This window comes from Agrobacterium sp. LEGMi-208b (assembly GCF_059511785.1).
The window spans coordinates 2651327-2675710 of sequence record NZ_CM183445.1; the positions used below are offsets into that span (position 1 = coordinate 2651327).

Consider the following 24384-nt stretch of genomic DNA (forward strand, 5'->3'; position numbering starts at 1 on the left):
TGCCGTGCCCGTTCCTTAAAGCGGAGTTTCCTAATGGGAAAAGTTAAGCCCACCATGGACTGGGATGCCATCAAGGCAGAAGTCCATCGCCGGGGCATGACGCTTACTGAACTGGCAAGCCGTTCAGGACTGCATCCTTCCATTCTGCGGAAGGTAAAGTCCATGACGCACTATGCCGGCCAGGACGCGCTCGCCTCCTTTATTGACCAAAAGCCAGAAGACTTGTGGCCGGACCGTTATCCCAAGAAAACTTCCAGCATCTTCGATAGCAAAAAATGGGGCGACGGCGAAACCAAAAAGAATCCGGCTAGCCGTGACAAGGCGGCGGCGTGATGCGCCGCCGCCCCGCCTCTCCAGCTTTTGGCGCAAGTCGCAGTCCCAAACGTGCGAACTTCGTGCGCAATCCTTTCATTCCGGCCCGCGATCGCGTCTGCCGGATGGCTGACACCCTGCTGATTTTCAGTCTCGCGTTCGCGGGCGTGTCAGCCGCCATTTTCGCACTCATCAACCAGATCGGAGCCATGCAATGAATGCAGTTCGCAATTACGTCGCCGTGCCGTTCTTCGACCGCGTACCTCCGCGTGTCATGGACCTCGTCTTGATTACCTTTGACAACATCGTCGAGCGCGCACAGTCGCAGCGTGAGGCCTATCATTTCTTCGCCAACGGCGTGAAGAAGCGCCAGTTCGAGGGGCCGACCTTCGTCGAGTTCGCCGACTGGCATGAGCGGGTGAAAAACGGCCTGATCGAGCGTCCGCACCCGTCCGAGGTTCAGTCGAGCACTGCGGCTGAAAATCCATCCGAGCGCCAGCGGTTGCTGGCGGCCGTAGCCACCATCAGTGCAGAGGCTTCCGAAAAAATCCGAGATCGCTTTCTGGGACCCAGCACCGTCGTTGAGTTCCCTGAGAACTCCGATCGAGACATCGCATGTGAGGTTGCCCAGATCGCCCGAAACGATCTTCGCCTGCAACAGGCACGCGCGATCGTAAGCGCAGCCCACGAATTCAACCTGGCGAAGCTCGCGGCCGGTTACAGCCCTGCATCCATCCCGCTCGATGATACGATCCTGCAGCAAGCCCTGCAGGAGGTTCTGTCTGCAGAGGCGAACGCCACCGTCATGGACGCCGATGTCCACATGACACCCGGAAACAAGCTGGTCGATCTCCTGCTTGGCGAGGGCGACGAAGATATCGACGCGAAGCTTGTCGATTGCCTGACGATGGACATGCAGACCGAGCTTTGCCGCATCCTCGTCCGCTCCCGCTGATTTTCCCAATCGTCGCTCTGTTACCCCAGGGAGCGACGCCAGATGCCGGGGCGGCATGCCCCCGTCGCCCCGGTATCGCCAAAAGCATCCATTCACTCTTGATCAGAGCCATAAATGACCGCTCCATACGACTACCGCAAAATTCCTCTCTATCTGATCGACCTTCCCAACCGTCGCATTCGCAGCGAGCGCCCAGAGCGCATCGAAACGCTGGCGAAGGACATCACCGTCAACGGTCAGCTTCAACCCATCATCGCCGTCGAACTTGAGGACGGCCGTTTCGCCATCGACGATGGCGCGCTGCGCGTTCTGGCACTCCGGTCCATAAAGGCTGATGAGATCGACGCCCGCGTCACCAAGGTGGCATGGCTGCGACCGGAAGAACGCACCGTGCGCGGGTTGATGGCCAACCTCAACCGCGAGGATTATACCGCCTTCGAGCGTTGCGAGGCGTTGCACACCCTGAAGCATGCCTATGAGGCCCTGCACCCTGAAACGCGCAAGGGTGGCGATAAGGGCAATCAGCATACTGGTGGCAAAAAGAGGCAAAGCGAAATTTTTTCGTTTAGCCAGACTGCCGCCGAAGCAACGGGTTTTTCAACCCGAGCGATTGAAATCGCGGTGGCAACATATGAGCACCTGTCGCTCGTCTCGAAAGAGCGCATTCGCGGCACATGGGTCGAGAAAAAGCAGTCCGACCTGAAGGCGCTTTCCGACGAAGAACCGCCGATCCAGTCTGCCGCTCTCGACCTTGTACTTGGTGATGAGCCGGAAACCACGTCGGTGGGCGAGGCCATCGCGCTCGCCAAGGGCATCAAGCCGGAGGATACGGTCGAGAAATCCTACTCCGCTTTTGCCGACAAGTGGTCGCGCTTCGAAATCCGCCAGAAGCGCAGTTTCGTCGCCGCCTACAAGGCCGAGATCATTTCCATTTTGAAGGAACAGGGCGACCTGGCCTGACGGCCGGCGCGGGACTGACGGGGATTTAAGATGCTTCAAGCCGCTGTTAAAGACGAGTTGCAGGTATGGTTTACCGCCCAGGAAATGGCCGAGGCGGCGGCGAACGGCGTGTTGACCGGCATCCCCGCCACCAAGCAGGGCATCAACGATCTCGCGCGCCGCGAAAACTGGCAGCGCTACCATGCCCTGGTGAAGTCGGAAAAGGGCCGTGGCGGCACGATCACCCGCTACCACATCGACCTGCTGCCGCTCGATGTCCGTCAGGTCTACCTGAAGCGGTTCATCCGCGTCGTGCCGGACGATCTGCGCGTCTCCGGCGCGATCGACGCCAATTTGACGGAACGGGCGCGGGAAGAACGCAGCGCCCGCATGATCGTGGTGCGGCTTTCCGATCGCTTCAAGCGGCTGAACCGTATGACCGTCATGGCGTCCGACCACATGTTCGTGCTTGCCTTCAATGCCGGTGAGGTTGACGGATTGCCGGATTGGGTTGCCAAAACCATCGGAAACCTTTCCGTTCGTACCCTGCAGCGCTGGCGGGCGGCGGCCCGTGACAATGACGGGCTGACGCTCGCCCATGATCCTGCCGATGCCCGCAAGGGAACCGGCCTGCTCGATACGGCCAACAGTGGTCGCGTGCGCGCCCATATTCTCGCCTGGATCACCGATGCGCCGGCAGTCTCTGCCAAGTACGTGCGCGACTATGTCGAGTTCAAGTTCGGGCGCGAGCTTTCCGACCGTAATGGCGAACTGAAACCCCTTCCGCCACCGCGCACCTTTCAGCATTTCATGGCGAACCTGCGCGAGGAAGAAAAGGCCGTCATCATGGCGGTTAGCAACCCCGACCAGTATCGCTCCCGCATGAAACTCGTGGGAACCGGAGCCTATCGCTTCGTCACCCGCCCTAACCAGATGTGGATGATCGACGCTTCGCCGGTCGATGCGCTCTGCGTTGACGGGCGCTGGTCGATGTATGCCTGTGTCGATGTTGCGACCCGCCGTTATATCATCATCTTTTCGAAAACACCGCGCGCCGAGGCCGTGGCCCTGCTGATCCGCAAGGCGATCCTCGAATGGGGCGTGCCGGAAGTCATCAAGACTGACAACGGTTCCGATTTCGTCGCGCACGCCACCAAACGCCTGTTCGACGATCTCGACATCAAGCCGGACACGTCGAATGCCTACAGCCCCGCCGAAAAGGGCATTGTCGAGCGCGCCATCAAGACGTTTCAGCACGACGTTGCGCCACAGCTGCCGGGTTACATCGGCCACAACGTTGCCGATCGGAAAGCGATCGAGAGCAAGAAGAGTTTTGCACAGCGCCTCGGCGCCGACGATCGCGAGCTGTTCGAAGTCACGATGACGATCGACCAGCTGCGCGCCTGGACGGACGAATGGCTTAGGGTCGACTACAACGCCCGTGAGCACTTTACCCTCAAGAAGTCGCCGAACGAAGCGGCGGCGCAATCGGCGACGAAGGTTCGCCGGATCGACGAACGCGCCCTTGATGCGCTGCTCATGCCGCTTGTCGGTGCCAACGGCATCCGCAAGATGGGACACCAGGGCATCCGCAACGACCACAAGTTCTATCTGTCCGGCAAGATCATGGTCGGCACGGAAGTGTTCTGCCGCCAGCATCCCGACGATCTCGGCCGGATTTACGTCTACAGCGCCGATGGCAGCGAGTTCCTCGATGTCGCCGTCTGCCCGCAGTTCTCCGGCGTCAACCCGGCCGAGTTTGCGGCCGCCCTCATTGCCGAAAACAAGGCGATGGTGGCCGAGCGCGTCAAGGAAGTGAAAGCGGAAATCCGCGAGATCAAAAAAGGCCCGGCCGCGATCCTTCGTTCGCTCGAAGTCCGCCGCAAGCGCCTGGAAGAACGCCAGGCCGAGGCCGCCAACGTCATCCAGCTGCCGAAGCGCGAGGAACAGTATTCCACCCCCGCCATTGCGGCGGCACTGGATGCGATCACCGGGCCGCGTATGCCGAAGGCCAGAACACTCACCGAGGCGGCGCAGAAGCTGCACGAGGCGATGGTGCGCGAGGCCGAGATCAAGGCGGCCACCAACGTTGTCCAGCTTGATCCAGTGTCGTCGCTCTCCGAGGACGCCCGCATGTTCCAGTGGGCCATGTCGATCGAGGCGGCGATCGCCTCCGGCGCGCATGTGTCCGACGAAGATGCCATCCGGCTCGTCCGGTACAAAAGCAGCACCGATTATCAGGTCCGCACGGACCTTCTGGAAGATTTCGGGATGGAGGTCGCCTTGCGCGGCTGACGCCCACGAAAAAGGGGCCGGCTGGCACCGACCCCCTCATTCTCTACCAATCAAAACGAGGATCAACATGACGATGGAACCCGTAAAAGTCAATGGCGAGACAGCGCCGCTGAAGAACGTCGCGACTGCGATGGCGCTTGTGCGGTCTCTGCAGAACCGCCACCCCCTTCAGCCGAACCTTGGTGTACTGGCCGGCTATTCTGGTTACGGCAAGAGCGTGGCGGCGCTCTATTGCCAGAACAAGACCGGTGCTGCCTATGTCGAAGTCCGCGATACCTGGACGCGTGACAAGCTGCTGCGCTCCATCCTGTCGGAACTCGGCATTTTCCAGCCACGTGGCAAGCTCACCGATCTGGAAGATCAGATCATCGGTCTGCTCGCCCGTGATCCGAAACGCCCGCTCATCATCGACGAAGGCGATCTGCTCATCAAGCGCAACCTGATCGAGCTGGTGCGCGGCATCGTCAAGGCGAGCGGCGTTCCGGTCATGCTGATCGGTGAAGAGCATTTCCCGCAGAAGCTGGAAGCGACGGGTGACAGGTTCAAGGATTTGGTGCTCGACACCAAATTCGCCAGCCCGTGCGATCTCGCTGATACCGACACGCTCGCCCGCACATTCTATCCGCAGCTGAAGATCGCGGCTGACCTGCTCGACAAGGCGCGGATCGAGGGCGAAGGCCGGGTACGCCGTATCGGCAACACCCTGCACGCGATCGCCGAGGCGGCGGCGAAGGCGGGCGTCAGTTCGATCGACCTTGCCACCTACGAAGGTGGTTCCGGTCACTTCTCCCGGTCGCGTCTGCCGACCAGAAGGGAGGCCGCATAATGTCGATCGCCCTCAAGATCGCCGTCGCCAAGGGACAGCGCGTCCTGACCGGCCAGGACCATTACTGGAAACTGATGATGGACGCCGAGATGCGCGGCCAGTCCTTCAGCGTCGATGATATCTTCGACTTCTCCAACAATCGTGGCCGGGAACAGATTTCGACGTTCCTTGCCATGTGCGAGAAAGCGCAGCTTATCAACCGCACTGGCGAACAGAACCCGCGCGGCATGGCGTTCTTCCGCGTTGCCGTCCGGCAGTCCGCCACCCCCGTGTTCAAGCGGGATGGCACGCTGATCGCCGATCATATGACAGCGCGCCAGGCGCTCTGGAATGCCATGCGCTCGCCATTCTTCCGCAACGGGTTCACGCTGCTTGATATTTCGGTGCACGCATCGACCGACACGCTGAAGGTCGCTCAGCGTTCGTCACGGCTTTATATCTCCTGCCTGTTGCGCGCCGAATATCTGATCGTGCTGCAGCGTGGGACCAGCTCAAAGCCGACGATCTGGCGTCTCATCCGCAACACCGGTCCCGAAGCGCCGAAGCTCCTGAAAACCGAAACCGTCTACGACCCGAACGCCCAGAAGATTTTTGGCGAGCCGGTGACCGTTGAGGTGCAGCCATGACGGTTCTGAAGCTGAAACTCGACAATGTCGAGAAGGCCCACACCGCCTGGGGCGGCTCTGCCCCGGACTGGATCGTCGCGCTCGGCGAAGCCTGCAATGCCGAGAACCAGACGGCGATCGGCAAGCGCATCGGCTATTCCGGCTCGACCGTCAGCCAGCTGCTGTCGAACAGCTATCCCGGCGATGTCAACCGCATCGAGCAGATCGTGCGCGGCGCTCTGATGCACAAGACGGTCGTTTGCCCGGTCCTGCAGGAGATCGGCCGGGATGTCTGCCTCGGCTGGCAGAAACGGCCTTTCTCGACCGCCAGCGCCAACTCCGTCCGCATGTTCCAGGCGTGCCGGAACAGATGCCCTCACAGCCTCGTAAAGGAGCCTTCCAATGACGGCGAAGCCTGAATGCGTTTCCGATTATCTGCTTCAGCTGGCGCGTGATTTGAATGGCGTCATCACCGAACGTGGCACGATCAACCTTGATCAGGTGACCTCGGCGAACGTCATCGTTCACATCGGCCGCATTGCCGATCTCGCCCGCAAGCTCGAAAACGCCTGGTCGCAGGCGGAGTGGAACCGTCGCGCCTCGCAAGATCGCCTGGCGCTCATCACCAACATGAACCGGGTCACGGCCGAGGTTCTCGGTCTCATGCGGCCCGACACCGAGGATGGCGGCAACGTCATCCCCTTCCGCGCCAAGCCCGACAATTCACCACCTTCCGCGCCGCCCGGTGGCGACGCGGCCTGATCCCCTTCACATTAATTTATGAGGTTTTACCCATGGAAGCTGTAATTCTGGAAGAAAAGGCCGCAGCCGGCATCACCGTCGTCAACGGCAAGGAATATGTCACCAACGCCGACGGCGGCCTGACGCCGCTTGCCCTGGTGAAGGCAGAAGACTTCCTTGAGGACCAGATGGTCCGCAAGATCATCGGGTTCGCCAAGCCGCTTTCCGCCGAACTGGCGCGCTTCAAGGCGCATACCCGCGCCGATATCGCCGAGTTCGATCGTAACCTTGAGGCCAAATACGGCCTCGTCAAGCGCGGCCGCGCCGGAGCCGGAAACCAGAAATACCGCACGATCGACGGGCTGATGTCTGTTGAGACCCGTGTAAACAAGCTGATCGAGTTCGGGCCGCAGCTGCAGGTCGCGAAAGGGCTTATCGACGAATGCTTGAACGAGTGGACGGAAGACGGCCGCGCCGAAATCCGTGGCCTCGTCACTCGCGCCTTCAATGTCGATCAGGCCGGCAAGATCAGCAAGGACGCCGTATTCGAACTGTTCAAGATCGAAAGCGACGATCCGCGCTGGGTTAAGGCGATGGAAGCCATCAACGCGGCTGTGCGGGTGATCGGCTCGAAAGAGTACCTGCATTTCAGTTTCCGGGAATCGCACGATGCGGAGTGGGTTCGCATCTCCCTCAACATTGCTGACGCGTGAGGCTCGACATGAAAACCTTTGTTGTTGATGTAACGCAGCGCATCACCGTCCGCATTGATGAAACCAAGTTCACGGCTAAGCTGATGGCCGAGTTCAACGAATGCATCTCCGACTTCGGCACGGATGAAGGTGCGTTCGAGGAGCATGCCAAACACATCGCGCGTTTGGCGGCGTCCGGAACGGATTTTGAGCCTCACTATTTTGTCGAGGGCTACGGCTACCCGCGTGATGCTGGCGTCGAAGCCTTCGTGCATAACAATCTCGACACCGATGTCGTGTCGAAAGGCGGTGCGGCATGAGCAAGCTTTCTTTCCAGGACGGCGTTGCGAAGTGGCTGCTCGAATGCTTCGGCCCTGCCATTGCCGCTGATAAGACAGAGCGCGCCGATCGTTTCATTGAGGAAGCGTTAGAACTCGTCCAGTCGGTCGGTTATCCGGCCACGCGCGTCATGTCGCTTCTGTCCTACGTCTATAGCCGACCGGCCGGCGAACCTCACCAGGAGATCGGCGGCACTATGGTCACGCTGGCCTCGTTCTGCGTTTCGCACGGTATCGACATGGACGAAGCGGCAAAGACCGAGCTTGCCCGCGTCTGGACGAAGATCGAGGCGATCAGAGCCAAGCAGGCCACGAAGCCGACGGGATCGGCGCTGCCGGTTGATGACGGCCATTATCCGCACGCGGACAATGAGGCCGTTGATTTGCTCATCGCTGCGGCGAGGATGAAAAACAAGCTGTTCCTTGCCCGCAGGAAGGGTCGCAGCGGTTGGGACGATCCTACGCAATGCACGAATGCGGACCTTTCCCGCATGTTGCGAGAGCACGTCGAAAAAGGTGATCCTGTCGATGTCGCCAATTTCTGCGCTTTCCTCATTGCGCGCGGTGAGCGCATTGCACCTGCCGCTTCGCCCGTTGATCCGCTTGAATGGCATTTAAAACGCCTCATCATCGCCAACCCGGAAAAAGCGCTACTGGCGGCGCTCGACGAGAACATGTGCACGTGGTTCGTCGCGGAACTCACCAGCGTTGCTCGCGCCAACGTACCGCTCACCGAAATCGAGGCGATGGTGTCGCGGCATCTGACGCCCGCGAAGGGCGGTGCGGCATGAGCGAGAGCGCCAATGATACCGTACGCGCCATCGCAGCCGCCAAAACGATTATCGACGGTCGCGACCCGATCGCAAAGCAGGCCCAAATACTTGTGACGGCAGAACATGCCATCGCGGCCGTCCTGCTCACGGTCATGGGCGATGCGCGTCTAGCTGCCGGTATGCTCAACAATGGGTTGGTGCCGGGCATTGAGGAAAGGCTTGCTTACTATGCCTCGAAGGGCGGTGCGGCATGACGGAGATCATGGGCTACGCCACGAAAACCGCTGCTGTCCTCGCCATGCGCGAGCAGGGTAAAGGGATCAGCGAGATCGCCCGCATCCTTGGCATCAGCGAAAACGCTGCCTCCGGCCTCGAAAGCTGCGCGAAGCGGGCCAGAAACCGATCGGCAAAGAGGGTTTCTCTATCGGGTTCCACGGTTGCCGATCTTATCCCGCTCACCGTGCGCCAGCGTCTTCGCCCTCACGCCGCCAAGCGCGGCGTGAGCACCGACCGGTTGATCGCCGATCTTGTTACGGCGATCGCTGACGGCAACCTCATCGATGCCGTGCTCGATGATGCGGAAGGCGGTGCGCAGTGACCAGCATCTATTTTTCTGACGCCACCCTGAAATCCTTCTCGGCCGCCACCAAGGGTGGAAAGTCCACGATCAAGATCGAGATCGAGACGGCAGACCGCTACCAGATGGCCAGCATTCTCAACCAGCTCGATGAAATCGAAGCCGAGCAGAAGGCTGCGAAAACGCCCCGCAAAGTTCCCGCCAAGAAGACGGATGCGCCCTTGCTCGCGCTTCCGGCTCCTGCGAAACAGTTGCCCTACTATGGGGATGCCGATGAATAAGGCCGCAATGACCCCCGTAAAATGCCTGTGCTGTGACGACACCAAAGTGGTGGAAGATATCGACGGCAAGATGCGCCCATGCTCCCGCTGCCAGAATAGCGCCTTCAGCGCCTGGTCGCTGGCGCGCCGCCCCAGACCCGAAGGCGGTGCTGCATGACGAGTAAACGCCAAATTCCTGCGGCCTTCTCGAAAGGCTATGTGCTTTGCTCTCCGTCCGGAAAGCTTCAGCCGAAAACATGGAGCGAGACCTCCGCCAAGGCGATCGCATCGAAATACCGCAAACGCGACACCTGGGAAAAGGCGCAAAGCCGGGGCTGGTCCGTCCAGCTCGTCTATGTGCGCTTTTTCGTGCCGGTCTTCAAAACCACCTTCACCACCACCGAAATCAGCGAGGCATACGATGCCGAGGACATTTGAAGCCGAGCAGCTCCTTCCGGCGCTGGTCGATGCATTCCAGAAAGACGGTCATTTCGTTCTCTCGAACGGCGGCAAGCTCTTTGTCCGTATCATGACCATCAACGACGATGAAGAAGTCGCATCTTCCGAGTTTTGCCTGTCCGACATTGCAGAACACGCAGCGCGGAGGATGTCGAAATGAGCAAATCCATTGCCGCCATCAAGATCGAGCAGAAGAAACTCGGCCTGGACGACTTTGCCTATCGCGCCAAGCTGCATATTCTGACCGGCAAGACATCCACCAAGGACATGACGGAAGCCGAGCGCCAGAAGGTCCTCGATAACCTGCGCGGCAACGACGAACGTCCTGCACCGGTTCGCCAGGACGACCGCGACGGCAAGCGTCCTCTTTCCGGCAAATACCTGCCGAAGATGCGGGCGCTCTGGATCGCCTGTTACAATCTCGGCGTCATTGACGATCGCCGCGACAGTGCGCTTGAAGCTTTCGCCATGGGCCGGCAGCTGCCGAACATTTCCGACATGCGTTTCGTCCATAAGGGCAGCGACGGCGCGAGCGTCATCGAAGCGCTGAAGGGGATGCTTGCGCGGGCGGGTGTCGCGTGGGCCGATCCTGTTACATGCCAGCCTTACGAAAAACGTCACGGTTACAAGATCGCCCGCGCGCAGTGGGCGATCCTGGCACCGGGTGGCGGCCGCGACGATTTTTGGCCTTTCGTGACGGAACTGCTGAAGCAAAAGGCCACATACCGCGACGTGACAGATGCCGAATGGATGTCCGTCATGAATTACCTCGGTAGCCAGGTGCGCAAGCACAAGGCAGCTCAGAAGGCCAAAAAGTGATGACCGGGAACGTCGCTCCCCCGACTGGCATGCCGCTATTTGGCTGGCCGGACCGGCAGGCGATCGACGTTCTCCAATCCCGGCGCGACCAACTGGCGGCAAGGATCGCCAAGCTGCCGCGCTTCTCCCATCGACGCATCGAGCTGGAAGCGCGCCTGCGGGCGCTGACAGAAGAGCAGCTCATCATTTCGAACAGGATTTCCCGTGGCCAATGAAGATACGATCGATCTCTACGCAACGCTTGGCGAGGATGGTTTCTTCGCCCTGGTAGAGGCGCATGCCGGCGTCAGGCTTTACGTGCCGTCCGATCCGGAGCGAAGTGAACTTCCGGCGACGATCGGCGTTGATGCTGCATACCGGCTAGCCAAAGCTATTCCGGGTGGATATATAAGAGTGCCTCTGGCGCGAGAGTTTCGCGCCCGCCGTTATGTCGATGCCGAAATGAGCAATCGCGAGATTGCCAAACGCCTCGGCCTCACTGAAAGCGGTGTTGAAAGGCTTTTAAAGCGTGCTCGAAACCGGGAGCCGCTCAAGCCGAGGCGAAAGAAAGACCCCCGCCAGATTGAGATGTTTTAAAGGCCCGCCCGTCACGGCGGGCCTGAATTTATTCCCCCCCAAACTCTAATTTGCCCCCATATCGGCCCGCGCGATGTCCGCCAGTTGCCATCTTGACGGGGCTTTCCTTGACCACCCAGACCTTTGATGAATGGCTGATCGACCGCCTGCGTGTCGCCGGCGCTTATGGCGGCATCACAGACGGCGTTCATGGCCGTGAGGTTATCGCAGCACTTTTGCGTTTTCAGCATGCAGCAGGCCTAAATGAGACCGGCCGCGCTGATACTGCCACCGTAAACCTCCTTCGTGGCGTAAAGAGCAAAAACCCGAGCAGCACGCTTGTCGTTCACGACAAGGTCGTGGTTCCGGCCGAGCCCGTCTGGATGCGCGAGGCCCGCCGCTTCATGGGCCTGAAGGAAATCGCCGGCTCGAAATCCAATCCGATCATCATGGGTTGGGCCAAGAAACTCGGCGGCTGGGTCGCAAGCTTCTTCACCGATGACGATATTCCCTGGTGCGGCCTCTTCGTCGGCCATCTGATCGCCGCCACGCTTCCGAAAGAAGCCCTTCCCGCCAATCCGCTCGGTGCCATGAACTGGAAAAAATTCGGCGTCGAGGGTCGGATCGCACGCGGCGCAATCCTCGTCTTCAGACGCAAGGGCGGCGCTCATGTCGGACTTTATGTCGGCGAGGACCGGACGCATTACCATGTGTTGGGCGGCAACCAGAACAATTCGGTTTCGATCACCCGTATCGAAAAAAGCCGCCTCGTCGCGGGCGGTGTCCGCTGGCCGAAGACGGCCGACGCACCGATCGGCGGCAAGGTCGAGCTTTCCAGCGCCGGCGCTCAGGTCTCGAAAACCGAGGCCTGACGCGCAATGCCCATCCAACCTCCCATCATCAAAAGGTCCACGATGTTCAAGTCTGTCTTCGTCGCAGTCGCTGCAACGCTTGCGTTGTCCGCCTGCCAGTCCACCGGATCGATCGACAATGCGATCCAGAAGATTTTGCCGCAGGTCTGCTCGGCCGCTGCGACGGCGCATAGCGCTTTCGTGGTTGTTGCCAGCACCGGCACCATCAAGTCCTCCGTCGTCGCCAGGGAAAAAGCCGCCTGGGATGCGGCGGACGTGGTTTGCCGTGACCCGTCTTCGGTCACCGCTGCAAACGCCCTGGTGAAGGTTGCCGAGGCCTATGCCGCCATCACGCTCGCCTTGCGCGAAGCCAGAAAGGTCGAGGGGTAAATCATGGCCAGGCTGTTTTATTACCTTGCTGGAGTGGTGGCTTTCGCCTGCATCAGTTGGTTCATTTTGACGCCAGCCTTCGCCCAGGACGCTGCCCCGGTCATAGCACCGTCTTCGATCTGGTATGAAGTCTGGACGATCGTGCAGCCGGTTGTCGTTCTGCTCTTCTCGACCGTTGGGCCGGTGTTGGTCGCCTGGATCAGCGCCCGCGTCATTTCGCTACTGGCGATCACAGACGAGAAACAGCGCATCGATATCGAAAGCAAACTGCGCGATGCCCTGCATCAGTCGGCCGCCAATGCCGTCCGGTTTGCCCTGGCGAAGGCCGGCGTCATCCACATCGGCGGGCATGTCAGCGAAGCGATCATCGCGGACGCGGCAAAATACGTCATCGAGAAGAACCCGGACGCGATCGCGAAGCTCGGCGTCAACGCCAAGGCTTTGAACGAGATCATCATGTCGAAGCTGCCGGAGATGATCCAGGGTGTCAGCGTCCGCCAGTCGGTGGAGACCCTTAGATGAACTTTGGTGGAAACGCCGCGCTCGATCTGGCCGAGAAGCGCACCGAAGAAGAACGTGAGGCAGCGATCGCCGCTGCCTCACGCGCGTTGCGCACGCCGGGAACGATGGAATGCGAAGACTGCGGCAACGATATCGCCCGCGAGCGCCGTATTGCCTTGCCCTCGGCCACCCGGTGCATCGTCTGTCAGACGATGTTCGAGAAGGGGCGCAGATGAGCTTCGACCTTTCGCTTTTGACGGCGCTGGTTGCTCTTGCGCTTTCGACCCTCAATCTCGTGGCTGCTGTTCGCAACATCATGTCCGAAGGCGAAAAGAAGCTCGCCGAGCGCATGGCAAAGGCGGAAAGCACACTCGTTTCGCATGATCGTCGCATCCAGAAGATCGAGAACGATCTGGCGCACATGCCGAACCGCGAAACCACCCACCGACTGGAAGTCACCCTGGAACGGATGCTCGGGCGGCTCGACACGATGGACGAGAAGCTGAAGCCGATCGCCGCCACCAATTCGCGTCTGCAGGAATATCTGCTGGAGAGCAGCGACAAATGATCATGGAGAAGTTGATGGAACAAGAGGCCCGTCTGGCGATCCTGAAGGAGCTTGCCAAGGAAGACAATCAGGCGATTTCGTCGGCGCGCATGCAGGTCTACCTGTTGACGCGACTGCTGATCGACAAGCCGCGCGAGTGGGTGGAAGAACAGTTTATTTTCCTGCGCGACATGGGTGCTGTGACGATCGTCCAGGCGGACAGTGTCAAGATTGCCCGCCTTGCCGAGCGTGGTGAGTTTCACCTGCAGGGCCTGATCAGCATCCCCGGCGTTCTTCGCCCGAGCGCTCGCAGCGGAGCCTGACCATGTCCAGCAAGGGCCGTGGATGGCTTTCCTCGATCGACAAACTTCCGGACGAGTGCCAGCCGATCGTCACCTGGGCGGTGAAGGAGCTGGCGAACCTCGACCGGACACAGGTCGATGTCTATCACGAGTTCAAGGAAAAGCTGATTGCTCTCCAGGGCGAACAGGGCCTTGATTTCGACATCCCGCATTATCGCAGTTTTAGCCGCTATTCCGTTCGCCTGGCTAATCTGTCCAAGGCGGTCGAACAGGCACGTCAGATCGCCAGCACCCTTGCAGATCGCTTCGACGCGGCCGGCTCCGATGATCTGACGATCGTGGCGGCGGAAGCGTTCAAGGCTCTCGTGCTCGATGCTGCGATGATGAAGGTCGGCAATGGCGGGCTGTCCTCGAAAGACGCGGCCGAGTTTTCCAGCGCCATCAAAAACCTTGCCATCGCCCAGACGGCCAGCGCCAACCGCCGCCTGAAGCTGGAAGCCGAAGAAAAGGCGCGCCGCATCGAGGCCGAGATGAAGGCCAAGGCAGAACAGGCGTTCGACATGCTGTCCAACGAACCCGGCATTTCGAAAGAGGCTATCGCCCGCGCCCGTCGCGACTTCCTTGGCGTGCGGCAAAAGGTCAAAGCGAAATCCGTTCCCGAGGTCTCTCCGGAAGCCGAAAAGAAGGATGGCGAGCAATGACCGTTGCCCTTCCGAAAGACCCGTGCAGCAGGTGCGATGGCACCGGTCGCGCCATCAAGCGGATCAACCGCCGGCGCGACGGTACGATCTCCAGCACCGTCTATGACCTGAAGAACGATTGCCGGTCCTGCAAAGGGACCGGTCTCGCCTGCATGGAGGAACAGCGTGGCTGAAGCCTTGCCCGGTTTGCCGCAAGGCAAATGGACCGACCCGCCAGTGCTTCCGATCGATCCGGCCAAGTTGCCGGACGAATTGCCTCGTGGTGCCGATATTCCGGCTGATCTCGATCCACTGGCTGAAGGCGTCCTTATGGAGCACCAGGCCGAGTGGATTGCCGACGACAGTTTGCTGAAGGGCTGCGCCAAAGGCCGACGTACGGGCATCACCTTTGCCGAGGCTCTGGATGCAACGCTTATCGCCGCCGCCAAGCGATCGGCAGGCGGGCAGAACTATTTTTATATCCCCGACACCAAGCCGAAGGGTCGGGAGTTCATCGGCTACGCCGCGCATTTCGCTAAGACAGTCGCCAAGGAACTGCTGACGATCGAGGATGGCATCTTCTTCGATCAGCGCGACGACGGCACCACGAACGCGATCTCCAGCTATGTCATTCGCTTCAAGTCCGGTTTCCGCATTGAAGCGTTGTCCTCCCGACCGGAAAACATTCGCGGTCTCCAGGGCACCGTCTGCATCGACGAAGCTGCCTTCCACCGTGATGTTCGCGCAGTCATTGATTCCGTCGCCGCCCTTCTGATCTGGGGCGGCAAGGTCCGTGTGATTTCCTCGCACAACGGCGTCAGCAACCCGTTTAATGAGCTGATCAAGGAAGCCGAGGCCGGAAAGAACGGCTTCAACTTCCACACCTTCACCTTCGGCGATGCCGTCAAGAACGGCCTGTTCAAACGCGTCTGCCTGATCAAGGGCGACGAGTGGTCGCAGGAAAAGGAAGACGCCTGGGAAGCAAAAATCCGCTCGGCCTACGGCACGCGCACCTCCAAGATGAAACAGGAGCTGGACGCGATCCCGGCCGAGGCGGAAGGCTCCGCACTAACCCGCGTCCTGATCGAGCGCTGCATGTCCGCCGATCTGCCAGCCGTCATTCGGTGGGACCGGCCGGACGAGTTCAAGAACCTCGACGATTTCGAGCGTACCGAACAGGCTGAAGAGTTCTGTGAGGGCTTCTTAAAACCCCTTTTAGACCGGCTCGACAAGGATCGTGAACATAGCTTCGGCGAGGACTTTGCCCGCTCTGGTGACAAGACAGCAATCGTAGTCTTCGAGATCGGCGCTGATCTCATCCGCCGCGCCCGCCTGATCGTTGAGCTGAAGAACATCCCCTTCGACCAGCAGCGCGATATTCTCTTCTACGTCGGCGATGCCCTGCCGCGCCTGATCGGCGGCGCGCTCGATGCGCGAGGCAACGGCCAGTACCTTGCGGAAAAAGCCCGCCAGCGCTGGGGGGAATGCATCCATGAGGTGATGCTTTCCGCCAAATGGTACGCGGCCAACATGCCCGGTTATATCGAGGCGTTTGTTGACAAGAGTGTCCTGTTTCCGAACGACGCCGATGTCCTCGCCGATCACCAGGCGCTTTCCTACGTCAACGGCATCATCAAGGTTCCGGACGAACATTCGACCAAAGGCGCTGACGGTTACGATCGCCATGGCGATACCGCGCCAGCCGGCGCGCTGGCATGGTTCGCCTCCAACCAGGAGGCGATCGCCTACGAGTATGAGACCAACCGCAAGCCCACCAAATTGATGCAGGGCCACAATGGCGGCCCGCCGATGCATGACGATGACCGCCGTGGCGGGTCTGTCGATATCTACCTGAGAGGATCGCTCTGATGGCGAAAAAGAAGAAGCAGAAGATTTCTCGTCACCTCGCCAGCTCCATGAAGGATCAGGACGGCAAGGTCGTCAGCGCCGCCGAGCTGACGGAAGAAGTGGCCGGCGCACAGGTGGGCGGGGTCCGCCAGTGGATTTCCGGTCATCCGGCCGATGGCATGACGCCGCTTAAGCTCGCGTCCATTCTGCGAGCAGCTGACCAGGGCGAGGTTGAGGCCTATTTCGAGCTGGCCGAGGATATCGAGGAACGCGATAGCCATTATCTTGCGCAGCTCGCCACGCGCCGCCGTTCGGTGGCACAGCTGCCGATTACAGTTACATCCGCGTCGGACAGCGCCGAGCACAAAAAGCATGCCCAGTTCTTGCGCGACTGGATCGAGACAGGCGTGCTGCGCTCCAGCCTCTTCGACATGCTCGATGCGATCGGCAAGGCAATCTCCGTTCTGGAAACCGACTGGCAGCACAAGAATGGAAATATCCTGCCGCGTGCTCTGATCTGGCGGACACAACGTTGGTTCACGTTCGACCGCATGGACGGCGAAACCCTGCTGCTGCGCGAGGGCGTTGCCGGCGAACCGCTCATTCCGCACAAGTTCATTGTTCACCGGTCGAAGGCCAAATCGGGATTGACGATCCGCTCTGGCATTGCCCGCGTCGCTGTCTGGCTGTGGATGTTCAAGAGCTTTACGGTCAAGGACTGGGCCGTCTTCATGCAGAACTACGGCCAGCCGCTCCGCATCGGCAAATATGGCCGTGGCGCAACCGAGCAGGAAAAGGATGTCCTGTGGCGAGCCGTGTCCGGCATTGCCGGCGACTGCGCCGCCATCATCCCGCGTGAAATGCTGATCGAGTTTCAGGAAGTCGGTTCGAAGAGCAGCTCGACGGACATGTATGAACGCCGGGCGGATTGGCACAATCGCGAGGTCTCCAAGCTGATCCTGGGACAGACGACAACGACGGATGCTGTTTCCGGAGGCCACGCCGTGGCCAAGGAGCATCGCCTCGTCCAGGAAGACATAGAGCGCTCTGACGCACTCGACGCATCCGACACGCTCAATGTGCAGCTAGTTCCCAATATCATCGCCTTTAACTTCGGCCCCCAGGACGAGTACCCGAAAATTCATATCGGGCGTCCGGACGAAGTGCCGCTGAAGGACTTTGCCGAGGCGTTCGACAAGCTCGCCAAGCATGGCCTGACGGCCGAGGCCAGCTATCTTCGTGACCGCCTCGGCATTCCGACACCTGCGGCCGGGGCCGATCTTGTCGGCGGCCGTGTCGAGACGGTTCCGCCCGGGGACAAGCCACAGCCGAAACCGCTGACCGCAAAGCAGAGCCTCGATCGGCTGTTCGCCTCGGCGCATTCCAGCAAAGAACCGGACTTGCTCGAAAAGCTGACAGACCGCCTAGAGAAGGACGCCGCCGCCGCCATGGACGGCATGATCGATGAAGTTCGCGAGATCCTGTCTTCCGCCACGGATCTCCGGGACGCCGCCCGCAAACTCGCGGATCTCGATTTGTCAGCCGAGGATCTCGCCGAAGCGATGGCCCGCAGCATGACGATGGCGCACCTGATCGGGCAGGCCGCGCTCATCGATGACCTGAAGGGCGCTGGCTGACATGGGCAAGATTACGCAGGGTCCGATCAGGTTGCCTGGTGGCAGGACCGTTTTTCCGCCACCCTTTAAACCAGCTGCCGCACAATCTACCGATGTTGGCGGCAGCTTCTGGCGGGCGCTCTTCGGTCTGGCAATCTTCGACCCGTTCAACTGGCGAGATGACCGCCCCAGGCAGGATGATCACGATGAATAAGGGAGGCCCGCTGGCGCGCTTCAGGGGGCTTTTTGCGGCATCCGTAGCTTCCGGCCCGAAAAACGCTTCCACGGCCTTTAAACCGCCTTCAATTTTTAAGCCGTTGGTCGTTGCTCTGATGGCGACGACGGTGGGTGCGATCAATCTGCCGTTTGACGAGGCGATCGACTTCCTTCGCCAGAAAACCGCCGTCCCGACAGAAAGCCATCGTGATGTCTGGGACGCAGCTCATTCGAAGATGTTCATGGTGGCCGGCGCAAACAAAAAGGCGTTGGTCGAAGACTTTCAAGCGGCAATCGTCAAGGCCGCCGAGCAGGGCCTTACGCTCGAAGATTTCCGCGCCGACTTCGATGCGATCGTTGCGCGCCATGGCTGGCAATACAAGGGTACGCGCGGCTGGCGCTCCCGCGTCATCTTCGAAACCAATCTCAGCACCGCCTATGCAGCCGGCCGCTACGCCCAGATGAGCGACCCGGATACGCTCGAAGCGTTTCCATACTGGATGTACAATCATTCCGGCGCGCTGCATCCGCGCCTGGAGCACAAAGCATGGGACGGCGACTGCTACGACGCCACCGATCCTGTCTGGGCAAAGATGTACCCACCGAACGGTTACCGGTGCGGTTGCTTCGTCACGCCCGTGTCTCGCCTTGGTCTGCGCCGCCTCGGCAAATCCAAGCCCGACACTCCGCCCAACCTTGACCAGCTCGGCACGGATCAGCCGCGGGGCATCGATCCGTCTTTCGCCTACAATCCCGGCGCTGCCTGGCTGACGCAAACCGCACCTGGTCCGAAAGCTGTCAGCGCCGACCAGGTGCAGGTCGCCGCCTTCGTTCAATCGGCGCTGAAGGGCAAATGGCCGGATGGTGCCTGGACGCCGGTTGCGACCGCAAACAAGGCAACGGGTGCCGTCCTCGATGTCGCTGCCGGCACGGAAATCCGCCTGACGGCCGACACCATTCGCAGCCAGGCGCAAATCGCTGAAGCTCTGACGCCTGACGCTATCGGCGTCATTCCCAGCCAGCTGGTCCGATCGGGAAAACTGCTGCGCGACAATCGCGGCCGGTCGGCCTTCGTCGGTGAGCATGATGGCGTCTTCTACCGGGCCGATGTCGATATCGTTATGAAGGCCGATCGGAAGACGGTTTACATGACCTCACTCCAGCGTGTCTCCCGCTCCGACCTGACCGACGCCTTCGGCTCCGGCTGGCAGTGAGGTTCTTCGCATGAGCGGCGCGTTAATCTCCATCACGGCACAGGTTCTCGATTCGGAAGTTCGGCGCGGCTTCCGCCAGCTCGAAGGTCTGATGACGGATACGACGCCGGTCATGCGCGCGATCGGCGTCGGCCTTGTCGGCTCGACCCATATGCGCTTCGTCACCCAGACTGATCCGGACGGCCAGGCGTGGCAGGCCTTGAACACGGGCTATGCCGAGGGAAAGCGCAATTCCCGCATCCTGACCGAAAGCGGCCGGCTGCGGAACAGCATCAATGCCAGGGCGAGCAATGACGAGGTGCAGATTGGCACCGATGTCATCTATGCGGCCGCTCACCAGTTCGGCGCGACGATCGTGCCGGTTCGGGCAACGCATCTCTGGTTCCGGATCGGCGGGAACCTTATCAAAGCCGACAGTGTTACCTTGCCCGCACGTCCCTTCCTCGGTATATCGTCGGATGACGAAGCGATGATCGCCGAAACCGTCTTCGGTTTTGTGGCCCGCTATTCCTCCCGCTGAAATTTCTTTCAAGCCAGTCCCGCCCGTATTGGCGGGCATGAACGCACACCCCTTGCGCATGGCATATCCGGACCATGCGAAACCTGATCTCGACCACTGTTGTTGCACTTCATTCGGCCTCGGCTGTGCCGGTCTCGACCCATATCGTTGCCCTGCAATCGGCCGCCACAGCGCCGGAATGGCTGCATGTCCTTCCGACCGGGCGTTTCTCCGGCGTCGATGGTCGCGGCCCTTACGTGCTCGACAACGCCGACGCGCTGATCGCGGCTTTCAACGCCGAGGGCAAAAAGCTGCCGGTCGATGAGAACCATTCGACAGACCTTGCGGCAAAGCAGGGTTTTTCCGCGCCTGCCCGTGGCTGGCTCACAGCCCTTGAGCGCCGAGACGATGGTGTCTGGGCAAAGGTCGAATGGACGCCTGACGGCCTCGCTATGATGCAGGGCAAAGCCTACGGCTACATTTCCCCGGTGTTCACCCACAGCGCCAAGGCTCCCTTTGCGGTTCACAAGCTGCTGCGCGTGGCGCTGACCAACGATCCCAACCTCAACCTCAAATCGCTTCACTCTCAGAACTTGGAGACCACCATGGATTTGGAAGCTCTCCGGAAGGCGCTTGGCCTGCCGGAAACCGCAGATGCAGCCGCGATCCTCGCGGCGCTCACTGCGGCTCACTCTGCCCAGACCGCGCATGCGGCCCTGATGTCGAAGCTGGCGGAAGTCGCTGGCGTCGAAGTTTCGGTCGGCGCTGACGCCCTCGTGACCGCCCTTCAGGCGAAGACGACGCCCGCGACCGGCGTCGAACAGGAAAACGCCGACCTGAAGCTTCAGGTCAAGGCGCTCAACACCCGTGTCGAAACCCTCGTCACCGATACCGCCAAGGAAAGGGCCACGACCGTCATCGACGCCGCGATCGCCAAGATGCAGATCGTTCCTTCCCTGCGCGAGCACTTCATCTCCCGCCACATGAAGAACCCGGCCGAGGTCGAAGCGGAGCTGAAGGTGATGCCGTCGCTCAACGCCGGCGGCCTCGGCAATCGTCAGCCGCCCAAGGAGGGCGAGACCGCAACCAGCGAAGAGCTTTCCGTTGGCGCCATGATGGGTGTCGATCCGGAAGCCTTCAAGAAGGAGCACAAGGCGCTCTTCGGAAAGGACCTGTGACATGACGGCTACGGCTGACATTCGCCCTAAAACCCGCTCTGGCAATGGGTACGGTTATCCCGTTCTTGCCGGCGTCCGCATCTTTGGTGGCACGATGTGCGGCGTGACAGCCGCTCTTGCCGCCGTGCCGGCTGCTCACGCGTCTTGCGTCGCCCTGATCGGGTTCGCCGAGGAGGCCGTCGATAACCGCGACGGCGCGACCGGCGATCGCCTGATCAACCTGAAAAAGGAAATCAGGAACATCCCGCTGGCAGGCGCAACCCCGGCCGATATCGGCAAGACGGTCTACGCGTCTGCCGATGACACCTTCACGCTCGTTGCCGGCGCATTGCTGCCGGCCGGAAAAATCGATGCCATCGACGCCGACGGCGTCTGGCTGAAGCCCCTCTAAGGAACCACGATGGACATTAACGTCGCCAATCTGCGGGGCATCTACACCTCGCTTTCCACCATCTTCAACCAGTCGATGGCAACGGTTACGCCGTTTTACCAGAAGATCGCGATGACGGTGAACTCCACCACCTTCGCCAATCAGTATCCGCGCCTGGATGATTTGCCCGGTTTCCGCGAATGGATCGGTGATCGCGTTGCCCATGATATCGGCGGGAACCTCTACCAGATCGCCAACCGCGATTTCGAAAAGACCTTGAAGGTCAGACGCAAACAGATCGAGGACGATCAGGTCGGCATCTTCGCGCCCGTTTCCGCGCAGTTCGGCCAGGATGGCGGCGCGTTCCCTGACAGCCTTGTATGGCCGCTGTTCAAGAAGGGTGAAAGCACGCTCTGCTATGACGGGCAGTATTATTTCGATGCCGACCATCCCGGCTATAACGAGCAGGGCAATGTGATCTCGGTTTCGAACTTCACCGATGGTGGCGGCCCCGCTTGGTATCTGATCGACGATACGCAGGTTCTGAAGCCCATGGTCTGGCAAAGCCGCAAGCCGATCAAGCTGACCCAGATGTTCGACGAAAAAGACCCGAATGTCTTCTGGAAGGCCGAATATGTCTGGGGTGCCGACACGCGCGGCAATGCCGGTTTCGGTCTCTGGCAGCTTGCCTACAAGTCGAAAGCCACGCTGAACGTTGCGAACTACACGGCAGCTCGGACGTCGATGCAGACCATTCGTCAGCGTGACGGCCAGATCAAGGCCATCCGGCCAACCGTTCTGCTGGTGCCGCCGACCCTCGAAGCACAGGCCCGACAGGTTGTCGAAGCTGCGCTCATCAATGGCGGTGAAACCAACGTCTGGGCAAAGACGGCTCGCGTCGAAGTCATCCCGCACCTCGCCTGACCTTAATGGTCGAGCGTTCTACATCGCTCGATCGACCGCCAGCAGTCATCCTCCCGATTGCTGGCGGGTTTCCGGAAAACGGCCGCACCCGCCGCTTTCCCGAAACCCGAAGCCCAAGGAACCACACATGTCGAAAATCCAGATCATCTGCTCGATACCGGGCATTCGCCGCAATGGTATCGAGCATCCCGCCCAGGCAATCTATGAACCCGGCCGCTGGACGGAAAATGAGATTAAGGCTTTCGAAGCCGATCCGGCCTTCATCGTGCAGGAAGTCCACGGCAAGGCCGCCGAAGTCTCCAGCGCCGACATCGAAAATGCACTGGCCGCCCGTGTCGAGATCGAACGCCAGAAGCTTCAGGCCAGCTTTAACCAGGCTGTTGCGGACGCCGTCGCCGAAAAGCTCGCCGACGCGAAGGCGGAACACGACAACGCGATGGACGTCCTCGGCAAGAAACTGAAGGCGGCTGAAGACAAAGTCGCCGTATTGGAGGCCGCGCACATGCAGGCCTCCGCCTCTGAAAGCCACCAGTCTGGCACCGAGGCGGGCGGTGCTGGCGAGGCCAATGCCGACGCCGGGAAGGCCAAGCCCAAAAAGTAATCCCTGACGGGAGCGCCGCGAGGGGCTGGCGCACCGGATCAGCACGCCGGACCAATCGCCCCGAAGCCCTCCGATGGCACGAGGCTCGCAAGAGGCCATCGGGAACAGCGGCAAAACCCCAAAGCCAACCCAAGAGGAAATCTGCATGACACGACGTTACGGCTACTTCAGCCTCGCACTCTTCGCCTGCCTCACAGCGTTTTCGACGTTTGCCGAGCGCACCGTTGTCTTCGCCATCAACATCGCGCGCCTCGTGGTGCACGCCGTGGCCAAGCCTGCCGCCTTCCTCTGGGCACATCTGCCCCTGCCGAAGGTCTTCGGTTTCAAGGTCATCGGCAAGCTGAAGGATATCTATCGCGAAAGCTGGCTGACCAGCGGGCAGTCTCTGCACTACCGCCGCTGGATTTATTGCTGATCGAACTGACTTTTCCGGGGCTGGCCTTCGGGTCAGCCCTTTTCCCCACTGGAGACTTCGCCATGTACGCCACCGTCACCGACATGATCGCCCGCTTTGGAGAGACGCAGATCGTGCGTCTCTCCAATACGGAAGATCGCGAGATCGAGGCACCGAACGTCGAGAAGGTCAATACCGCGCTGATCGACGCAACCGAGCTGATCAACGGTTACATTCGCGGCCGATACTTCACGCCGATCGCCAACCCGCCAAAGGACATGGTGCGTGCCACCTGCATCCTTGCGCTTTACGATCTCGCCAACACCGAGCGTTCCAGCCCTTCCGAAGGCATGACGAAGGACCGCACCGAGGTCATCAAGTGGCTGGAGAACATCGCCAAGGAAGTCGTGCACCTGGACATTCAGTTGGCATCACCGACAGGCGGCAATGCGGTCGGCTCCGGCCCGCGCATCTCCGACCGTGACCGCATCGTCACCTTCGAAACCTTGAGGGGCTTCTGATGGACAGCTTTCCCCTGATGCCCATCCGCAACCAGGAACCGCTGATCATCGAGCGGCTTCGGATCGCATTCCCGAAAAAGATATTCTTGATCGAGCGCGTGCCGCAGGTTTTGAGCCTCAACGAGTTCAAGCGCATTGCGCGCCAGACACCCTTCATCGGGCTTGCGTGGACAGGTATGAAACCGGACCCGGATAACGGCCGGATGCTGAAGGGCAATATGCTCTGGCGTCTGATCCTCATAAACAGCGTTTCGAGCGGCCTTGAAGCCCGCTTCAAAGGCGACACCAAAGATATAGGCATGGACGCCATGGTCGATGTCGCCTCCGTGCTTCTCCAGGGCGTCAACTTCGATGGCCAGGGCGTCACCAACATCACCCTTTCCAACAGCGTGATTGCTGATGGCTGGAGCGACGACAACATCGCGATTGCCCAGATCGATTTCACCTTCAGCTTAGCCACCCGTGCCGCTGCGACCGGAAAGATGCAGCCCGACGATTTCAAGGCGCTCGGCATCACCTGGTCTGTGAACGGCTCGACCGAAACCATCCCTGACGAAATTCAACTGCCCCAGGAGTAAACCCGGCC

41 protein-coding genes are annotated in these 24384 nt (G+C 60.4%); 40 read left to right on the forward strand and 1 reads right to left on the reverse strand.

Going from position 1 to position 24384, the window contains the following annotated elements:
- Window positions 1–33: 33 nt before the first annotated feature.
- The 31 genes from AC5YUO_RS12865 (at window position 34) to AC5YUO_RS13015 (ending at window position 17902) form a co-directional block, all read left to right on the forward strand.
- A complete protein-coding gene (locus AC5YUO_RS12865; protein WP_496153547.1) occupies window positions 34–333 on the forward strand; it encodes a helix-turn-helix domain-containing protein in 300 nt (99 codons plus the stop codon).
- Entirely contained in the window at window positions 333–530 is a 198-nt protein-coding gene (locus AC5YUO_RS12870) for a hypothetical protein (protein ID WP_496153548.1), read from the forward strand. Before AC5YUO_RS12865 ends, AC5YUO_RS12870 begins: the two co-directional genes overlap by 1 nt.
- Window positions 527–1267, forward strand: a complete 741-nt coding sequence (locus AC5YUO_RS12875; protein WP_496153549.1) for a hypothetical protein — start codon at window positions 527–529, stop codon at window positions 1265–1267. Before AC5YUO_RS12870 ends, AC5YUO_RS12875 begins: the two co-directional genes overlap by 4 nt.
- Window positions 1268–1381: 114 nt before the next feature.
- Entirely contained in the window at window positions 1382–2227 is an 846-nt protein-coding gene (locus AC5YUO_RS12880) for a ParB/RepB/Spo0J family partition protein (RefSeq protein ID WP_496153550.1), read from the forward strand.
- Window positions 2228–2257: 30 nt separating this feature from the next.
- Window positions 2258–4501 (forward strand): TnsB C-terminal domain-containing protein, encoded by a 2244-nt coding sequence (locus AC5YUO_RS12885; RefSeq protein WP_496153551.1) that lies wholly within the window; start codon window positions 2258–2260, stop codon window positions 4499–4501.
- A gap of 67 nt (window positions 4502–4568) precedes the next feature.
- On the forward strand, window positions 4569–5327 hold the full coding sequence (locus tag AC5YUO_RS12890; protein WP_496153552.1) for an AAA family ATPase: 759 nt from the start codon (window positions 4569–4571) through the stop codon (window positions 5325–5327).
- The gene (locus tag AC5YUO_RS12895) at window positions 5327–5953 is read left to right on the forward strand and encodes a hypothetical protein (protein WP_496153553.1); all 627 of its coding nucleotides are present in this window, start codon (window positions 5327–5329) and stop codon (window positions 5951–5953) included. Before AC5YUO_RS12890 ends, AC5YUO_RS12895 begins: the two co-directional genes overlap by 1 nt.
- Window positions 5950–6351: a transcriptional regulator gene (locus AC5YUO_RS12900; RefSeq protein ID WP_496153554.1), complete on the forward strand. Its 402-nt coding sequence runs from the start codon at window positions 5950–5952 to the stop codon at window positions 6349–6351. Before AC5YUO_RS12895 ends, AC5YUO_RS12900 begins: the two co-directional genes overlap by 4 nt.
- A complete protein-coding gene (locus tag AC5YUO_RS12905; RefSeq protein WP_496153555.1) occupies window positions 6335–6694 on the forward strand; it encodes a hypothetical protein in 360 nt (119 codons plus the stop codon). Before AC5YUO_RS12900 ends, AC5YUO_RS12905 begins: the two co-directional genes overlap by 17 nt.
- A gap of 32 nt (window positions 6695–6726) precedes the next feature.
- A complete protein-coding gene (locus AC5YUO_RS12910; protein WP_496153556.1) occupies window positions 6727–7386 on the forward strand; it encodes a DUF3164 family protein in 660 nt (219 codons plus the stop codon).
- Window positions 7387–7394: 8 nt separating this feature from the next.
- The gene (locus AC5YUO_RS12915; RefSeq protein WP_496153557.1) at window positions 7395–7685 is read left to right on the forward strand and encodes a hypothetical protein; all 291 of its coding nucleotides are present in this window, start codon (window positions 7395–7397) and stop codon (window positions 7683–7685) included.
- On the forward strand, window positions 7682–8494 hold the full coding sequence (locus AC5YUO_RS12920) for a hypothetical protein (RefSeq protein WP_496153558.1): 813 nt from the start codon (window positions 7682–7684) through the stop codon (window positions 8492–8494). Before AC5YUO_RS12915 ends, AC5YUO_RS12920 begins: the two co-directional genes overlap by 4 nt.
- Window positions 8491–8730: a hypothetical protein gene (locus AC5YUO_RS12925; protein ID WP_496153559.1), complete on the forward strand. Its 240-nt coding sequence runs from the start codon at window positions 8491–8493 to the stop codon at window positions 8728–8730. Before AC5YUO_RS12920 ends, AC5YUO_RS12925 begins: the two co-directional genes overlap by 4 nt.
- Window positions 8727–9074 carry a hypothetical protein gene (locus AC5YUO_RS12930; RefSeq protein WP_496153560.1) on the forward strand — a complete coding sequence of 116 codons (348 nt, stop codon included), beginning with the start codon at window positions 8727–8729 and terminating at the stop codon, window positions 9072–9074. Before AC5YUO_RS12925 ends, AC5YUO_RS12930 begins: the two co-directional genes overlap by 4 nt.
- Entirely contained in the window at window positions 9071–9334 is a 264-nt protein-coding gene (locus AC5YUO_RS12935; protein WP_496153561.1) for a hypothetical protein, read from the forward strand. The genes AC5YUO_RS12930 and AC5YUO_RS12935 overlap by 4 nt, the downstream gene beginning before the upstream one ends.
- Entirely contained in the window at window positions 9327–9491 is a 165-nt protein-coding gene (locus AC5YUO_RS12940) for a hypothetical protein (RefSeq protein ID WP_496153562.1), read from the forward strand. Before AC5YUO_RS12935 ends, AC5YUO_RS12940 begins: the two co-directional genes overlap by 8 nt.
- Window positions 9488–9751, forward strand: a complete 264-nt coding sequence (locus AC5YUO_RS12945) for a hypothetical protein (protein WP_496153563.1) — start codon at window positions 9488–9490, stop codon at window positions 9749–9751. Before AC5YUO_RS12940 ends, AC5YUO_RS12945 begins: the two co-directional genes overlap by 4 nt.
- Window positions 9735–9932, forward strand: a complete 198-nt coding sequence (locus tag AC5YUO_RS12950) for a hypothetical protein (protein ID WP_496153564.1) — start codon at window positions 9735–9737, stop codon at window positions 9930–9932. Before AC5YUO_RS12945 ends, AC5YUO_RS12950 begins: the two co-directional genes overlap by 17 nt.
- Window positions 9929–10591 carry a regulatory protein GemA gene (locus AC5YUO_RS12955; protein WP_496153565.1) on the forward strand — a complete coding sequence of 221 codons (663 nt, stop codon included), beginning with the start codon at window positions 9929–9931 and terminating at the stop codon, window positions 10589–10591. Before AC5YUO_RS12950 ends, AC5YUO_RS12955 begins: the two co-directional genes overlap by 4 nt.
- Window positions 10591–10806, forward strand: coding sequence for a hypothetical protein (locus AC5YUO_RS12960; protein WP_496153566.1), 216 nt, complete (start codon window positions 10591–10593; stop codon window positions 10804–10806). Before AC5YUO_RS12955 ends, AC5YUO_RS12960 begins: the two co-directional genes overlap by 1 nt.
- Entirely contained in the window at window positions 10796–11167 is a 372-nt protein-coding gene (locus AC5YUO_RS12965) for a sigma factor-like helix-turn-helix DNA-binding protein (protein ID WP_496153567.1), read from the forward strand. Before AC5YUO_RS12960 ends, AC5YUO_RS12965 begins: the two co-directional genes overlap by 11 nt.
- 107 nt (window positions 11168–11274) lie before the next feature.
- Window positions 11275–12018, forward strand: a complete 744-nt coding sequence (locus tag AC5YUO_RS12970) for a TIGR02594 family protein (RefSeq protein WP_496153568.1) — start codon at window positions 11275–11277, stop codon at window positions 12016–12018.
- A gap of 42 nt (window positions 12019–12060) precedes the next feature.
- Entirely contained in the window at window positions 12061–12387 is a 327-nt protein-coding gene (locus AC5YUO_RS12975) for a cell wall anchor protein (RefSeq protein ID WP_496153569.1), read from the forward strand.
- Between the two features lie 3 nt (window positions 12388–12390).
- Window positions 12391–12909 (forward strand): hypothetical protein, encoded by a 519-nt coding sequence (locus AC5YUO_RS12980; protein WP_496153570.1) that lies wholly within the window; start codon window positions 12391–12393, stop codon window positions 12907–12909.
- Complete coding sequence (locus tag AC5YUO_RS12985; RefSeq protein WP_496153571.1) at window positions 12906–13124, forward strand: TraR/DksA C4-type zinc finger protein; 219 nt, start codon at window positions 12906–12908, stop codon at window positions 13122–13124. The genes AC5YUO_RS12980 and AC5YUO_RS12985 overlap by 4 nt, the downstream gene beginning before the upstream one ends.
- Entirely contained in the window at window positions 13121–13456 is a 336-nt protein-coding gene (locus AC5YUO_RS12990) for a DUF2730 family protein (RefSeq protein WP_496153572.1), read from the forward strand. The genes AC5YUO_RS12985 and AC5YUO_RS12990 overlap by 4 nt, the downstream gene beginning before the upstream one ends.
- A 14-nt stretch (window positions 13457–13470) precedes the next feature.
- Window positions 13471–13758 (forward strand): hypothetical protein, encoded by a 288-nt coding sequence (locus AC5YUO_RS12995; RefSeq protein ID WP_496153573.1) that lies wholly within the window; start codon window positions 13471–13473, stop codon window positions 13756–13758.
- Between the two features lie 2 nt (window positions 13759–13760).
- Window positions 13761–14438, forward strand: a complete 678-nt coding sequence (locus tag AC5YUO_RS13000; protein WP_496153574.1) for a phage protein Gp27 family protein — start codon at window positions 13761–13763, stop codon at window positions 14436–14438.
- Complete coding sequence (locus AC5YUO_RS13005) at window positions 14435–14611, forward strand: hypothetical protein (RefSeq protein ID WP_496153575.1); 177 nt, start codon at window positions 14435–14437, stop codon at window positions 14609–14611. The genes AC5YUO_RS13000 and AC5YUO_RS13005 overlap by 4 nt, the downstream gene beginning before the upstream one ends.
- 136 nt (window positions 14612–14747) lie before the next feature.
- On the forward strand, window positions 14748–16286 hold the full coding sequence (locus tag AC5YUO_RS13010) for a hypothetical protein (protein ID WP_496154859.1): 1539 nt from the start codon (window positions 14748–14750) through the stop codon (window positions 16284–16286).
- Complete coding sequence (locus tag AC5YUO_RS13015) at window positions 16286–17902, forward strand: DUF935 domain-containing protein (RefSeq protein WP_496153576.1); 1617 nt, start codon at window positions 16286–16288, stop codon at window positions 17900–17902. Before AC5YUO_RS13010 ends, AC5YUO_RS13015 begins: the two co-directional genes overlap by 1 nt.
- Here AC5YUO_RS13015 and AC5YUO_RS13020 read toward each other — a convergent pair.
- A complete protein-coding gene (locus tag AC5YUO_RS13020; RefSeq protein ID WP_496153577.1) occupies window positions 17874–18239 on the reverse strand; it encodes a hypothetical protein in 366 nt (121 codons plus the stop codon). The two genes, AC5YUO_RS13015 and AC5YUO_RS13020, sit on opposite strands and share 29 nt — an antisense overlap.
- On the opposite strand from AC5YUO_RS13020, the gene AC5YUO_RS13025 reads away from it, so the two are divergent.
- The 9 genes from AC5YUO_RS13025 to AC5YUO_RS13065 all read left to right on the forward strand — a co-directional run bounded on the left by AC5YUO_RS13025 (window position 18214) and on the right by AC5YUO_RS13065 (window position 24376).
- A complete protein-coding gene (locus tag AC5YUO_RS13025; protein ID WP_496153578.1) occupies window positions 18214–19311 on the forward strand; it encodes a phage head morphogenesis protein in 1098 nt (365 codons plus the stop codon). The genes AC5YUO_RS13020 and AC5YUO_RS13025 overlap by 26 nt on opposite strands.
- A gap of 10 nt (window positions 19312–19321) precedes the next feature.
- Window positions 19322–19831, forward strand: coding sequence for a phage virion morphogenesis protein (locus tag AC5YUO_RS13030; RefSeq protein ID WP_496153579.1), 510 nt, complete (start codon window positions 19322–19324; stop codon window positions 19829–19831).
- Between the two features lie 74 nt (window positions 19832–19905).
- Complete coding sequence (locus AC5YUO_RS13035; protein ID WP_496153580.1) at window positions 19906–20988, forward strand: phage protease; 1083 nt, start codon at window positions 19906–19908, stop codon at window positions 20986–20988.
- A gap of 1 nt (window position 20989) precedes the next feature.
- The gene (locus AC5YUO_RS13040; RefSeq protein ID WP_496153581.1) at window positions 20990–21379 is read left to right on the forward strand and encodes a hypothetical protein; all 390 of its coding nucleotides are present in this window, start codon (window positions 20990–20992) and stop codon (window positions 21377–21379) included.
- A 9-nt stretch (window positions 21380–21388) separates the two neighbouring features.
- Complete coding sequence (locus AC5YUO_RS13045) at window positions 21389–22282, forward strand: Mu-like prophage major head subunit gpT family protein (protein ID WP_496153582.1); 894 nt, start codon at window positions 21389–21391, stop codon at window positions 22280–22282.
- A 127-nt stretch (window positions 22283–22409) separates the two neighbouring features.
- Window positions 22410–22883 carry an HI1506-related protein gene (locus AC5YUO_RS13050; protein ID WP_496153583.1) on the forward strand — a complete coding sequence of 158 codons (474 nt, stop codon included), beginning with the start codon at window positions 22410–22412 and terminating at the stop codon, window positions 22881–22883.
- A 145-nt stretch (window positions 22884–23028) separates the two neighbouring features.
- A complete protein-coding gene (locus AC5YUO_RS13055) occupies window positions 23029–23298 on the forward strand; it encodes a hypothetical protein (RefSeq protein WP_496153584.1) in 270 nt (89 codons plus the stop codon).
- A gap of 62 nt (window positions 23299–23360) precedes the next feature.
- Window positions 23361–23798, forward strand: a complete 438-nt coding sequence (locus AC5YUO_RS13060; protein WP_496153585.1) for a gp436 family protein — start codon at window positions 23361–23363, stop codon at window positions 23796–23798.
- Window positions 23798–24376, forward strand: coding sequence for a hypothetical protein (locus AC5YUO_RS13065; protein ID WP_496153586.1), 579 nt, complete (start codon window positions 23798–23800; stop codon window positions 24374–24376). The genes AC5YUO_RS13060 and AC5YUO_RS13065 overlap by 1 nt, the downstream gene beginning before the upstream one ends.
- Window positions 24377–24384 lie beyond the last annotated feature (8 nt).

Bases quoted from the DNA above. Each gene is read 5' to 3' on its own strand.
- AC5YUO_RS12865 (WP_496153547.1), top strand. From the start codon at position 34: ATGGGAAAAGTTAAGCCCACCATGGACTGGGATGCCATCAAGGCAGAA.
- AC5YUO_RS12870 (WP_496153548.1), top strand. From the start codon at position 333: ATGCGCCGCCGCCCCGCCTCTCCAGCTTTTGGCGCAAGTCGCAGTCCC.
- AC5YUO_RS12875 (WP_496153549.1), top strand. From the start codon at position 527: ATGAATGCAGTTCGCAATTACGTCGCCGTGCCGTTCTTCGACCGCGTA.
- AC5YUO_RS12880 (WP_496153550.1), top strand. From the start codon at position 1,382: ATGACCGCTCCATACGACTACCGCAAAATTCCTCTCTATCTGATCGAC.
- AC5YUO_RS12885 (WP_496153551.1), top strand. From the start codon at position 2,258: ATGCTTCAAGCCGCTGTTAAAGACGAGTTGCAGGTATGGTTTACCGCC.
- AC5YUO_RS12890 (WP_496153552.1), top strand. From the start codon at position 4,569: ATGACGATGGAACCCGTAAAAGTCAATGGCGAGACAGCGCCGCTGAAG.
- AC5YUO_RS12895 (WP_496153553.1), top strand. From the start codon at position 5,327: ATGTCGATCGCCCTCAAGATCGCCGTCGCCAAGGGACAGCGCGTCCTG.
- AC5YUO_RS12900 (WP_496153554.1), top strand. From the start codon at position 5,950: ATGACGGTTCTGAAGCTGAAACTCGACAATGTCGAGAAGGCCCACACC.
- AC5YUO_RS12905 (WP_496153555.1), top strand. From the start codon at position 6,335: ATGACGGCGAAGCCTGAATGCGTTTCCGATTATCTGCTTCAGCTGGCG.
- AC5YUO_RS12910 (WP_496153556.1), top strand. From the start codon at position 6,727: ATGGAAGCTGTAATTCTGGAAGAAAAGGCCGCAGCCGGCATCACCGTC.
- AC5YUO_RS12915 (WP_496153557.1), top strand. From the start codon at position 7,395: ATGAAAACCTTTGTTGTTGATGTAACGCAGCGCATCACCGTCCGCATT.
- AC5YUO_RS12920 (WP_496153558.1), top strand. From the start codon at position 7,682: ATGAGCAAGCTTTCTTTCCAGGACGGCGTTGCGAAGTGGCTGCTCGAA.
- AC5YUO_RS12925 (WP_496153559.1), top strand. From the start codon at position 8,491: ATGAGCGAGAGCGCCAATGATACCGTACGCGCCATCGCAGCCGCCAAA.
- AC5YUO_RS12930 (WP_496153560.1), top strand. From the start codon at position 8,727: ATGACGGAGATCATGGGCTACGCCACGAAAACCGCTGCTGTCCTCGCC.
- AC5YUO_RS12940 (WP_496153562.1), top strand. From the start codon at position 9,327: ATGAATAAGGCCGCAATGACCCCCGTAAAATGCCTGTGCTGTGACGAC.
- AC5YUO_RS12945 (WP_496153563.1), top strand. From the start codon at position 9,488: ATGACGAGTAAACGCCAAATTCCTGCGGCCTTCTCGAAAGGCTATGTG.
- AC5YUO_RS12950 (WP_496153564.1), top strand. From the start codon at position 9,735: ATGCCGAGGACATTTGAAGCCGAGCAGCTCCTTCCGGCGCTGGTCGAT.
- AC5YUO_RS12955 (WP_496153565.1), top strand. From the start codon at position 9,929: ATGAGCAAATCCATTGCCGCCATCAAGATCGAGCAGAAGAAACTCGGC.
- AC5YUO_RS12960 (WP_496153566.1), top strand. From the start codon at position 10,591: ATGACCGGGAACGTCGCTCCCCCGACTGGCATGCCGCTATTTGGCTGG.
- AC5YUO_RS12975 (WP_496153569.1), top strand. From the start codon at position 12,061: ATGTTCAAGTCTGTCTTCGTCGCAGTCGCTGCAACGCTTGCGTTGTCC.
- AC5YUO_RS12980 (WP_496153570.1), top strand. From the start codon at position 12,391: ATGGCCAGGCTGTTTTATTACCTTGCTGGAGTGGTGGCTTTCGCCTGC.
- AC5YUO_RS12985 (WP_496153571.1), top strand. From the start codon at position 12,906: ATGAACTTTGGTGGAAACGCCGCGCTCGATCTGGCCGAGAAGCGCACC.
- AC5YUO_RS12990 (WP_496153572.1), top strand. From the start codon at position 13,121: ATGAGCTTCGACCTTTCGCTTTTGACGGCGCTGGTTGCTCTTGCGCTT.
- AC5YUO_RS12995 (WP_496153573.1), top strand. From the start codon at position 13,471: ATGGAACAAGAGGCCCGTCTGGCGATCCTGAAGGAGCTTGCCAAGGAA.
- AC5YUO_RS13000 (WP_496153574.1), top strand. From the start codon at position 13,761: ATGTCCAGCAAGGGCCGTGGATGGCTTTCCTCGATCGACAAACTTCCG.
- AC5YUO_RS13005 (WP_496153575.1), top strand. From the start codon at position 14,435: ATGACCGTTGCCCTTCCGAAAGACCCGTGCAGCAGGTGCGATGGCACC.
- AC5YUO_RS13010 (WP_496154859.1), top strand. From the start codon at position 14,748: ATGGAGCACCAGGCCGAGTGGATTGCCGACGACAGTTTGCTGAAGGGC.
- AC5YUO_RS13015 (WP_496153576.1), top strand. From the start codon at position 16,286: ATGGCGAAAAAGAAGAAGCAGAAGATTTCTCGTCACCTCGCCAGCTCC.
- AC5YUO_RS13025 (WP_496153578.1), top strand. From the start codon at position 18,214: ATGGCGACGACGGTGGGTGCGATCAATCTGCCGTTTGACGAGGCGATC.
- AC5YUO_RS13030 (WP_496153579.1), top strand. From the start codon at position 19,322: ATGAGCGGCGCGTTAATCTCCATCACGGCACAGGTTCTCGATTCGGAA.
- AC5YUO_RS13035 (WP_496153580.1), top strand. From the start codon at position 19,906: ATGCGAAACCTGATCTCGACCACTGTTGTTGCACTTCATTCGGCCTCG.
- AC5YUO_RS13040 (WP_496153581.1), top strand. From the start codon at position 20,990: ATGACGGCTACGGCTGACATTCGCCCTAAAACCCGCTCTGGCAATGGG.
- AC5YUO_RS13045 (WP_496153582.1), top strand. From the start codon at position 21,389: ATGGACATTAACGTCGCCAATCTGCGGGGCATCTACACCTCGCTTTCC.
- AC5YUO_RS13050 (WP_496153583.1), top strand. From the start codon at position 22,410: ATGTCGAAAATCCAGATCATCTGCTCGATACCGGGCATTCGCCGCAAT.
- AC5YUO_RS13055 (WP_496153584.1), top strand. From the start codon at position 23,029: ATGACACGACGTTACGGCTACTTCAGCCTCGCACTCTTCGCCTGCCTC.
- AC5YUO_RS13060 (WP_496153585.1), top strand. From the start codon at position 23,361: ATGTACGCCACCGTCACCGACATGATCGCCCGCTTTGGAGAGACGCAG.
- AC5YUO_RS13065 (WP_496153586.1), top strand. From the start codon at position 23,798: ATGGACAGCTTTCCCCTGATGCCCATCCGCAACCAGGAACCGCTGATC.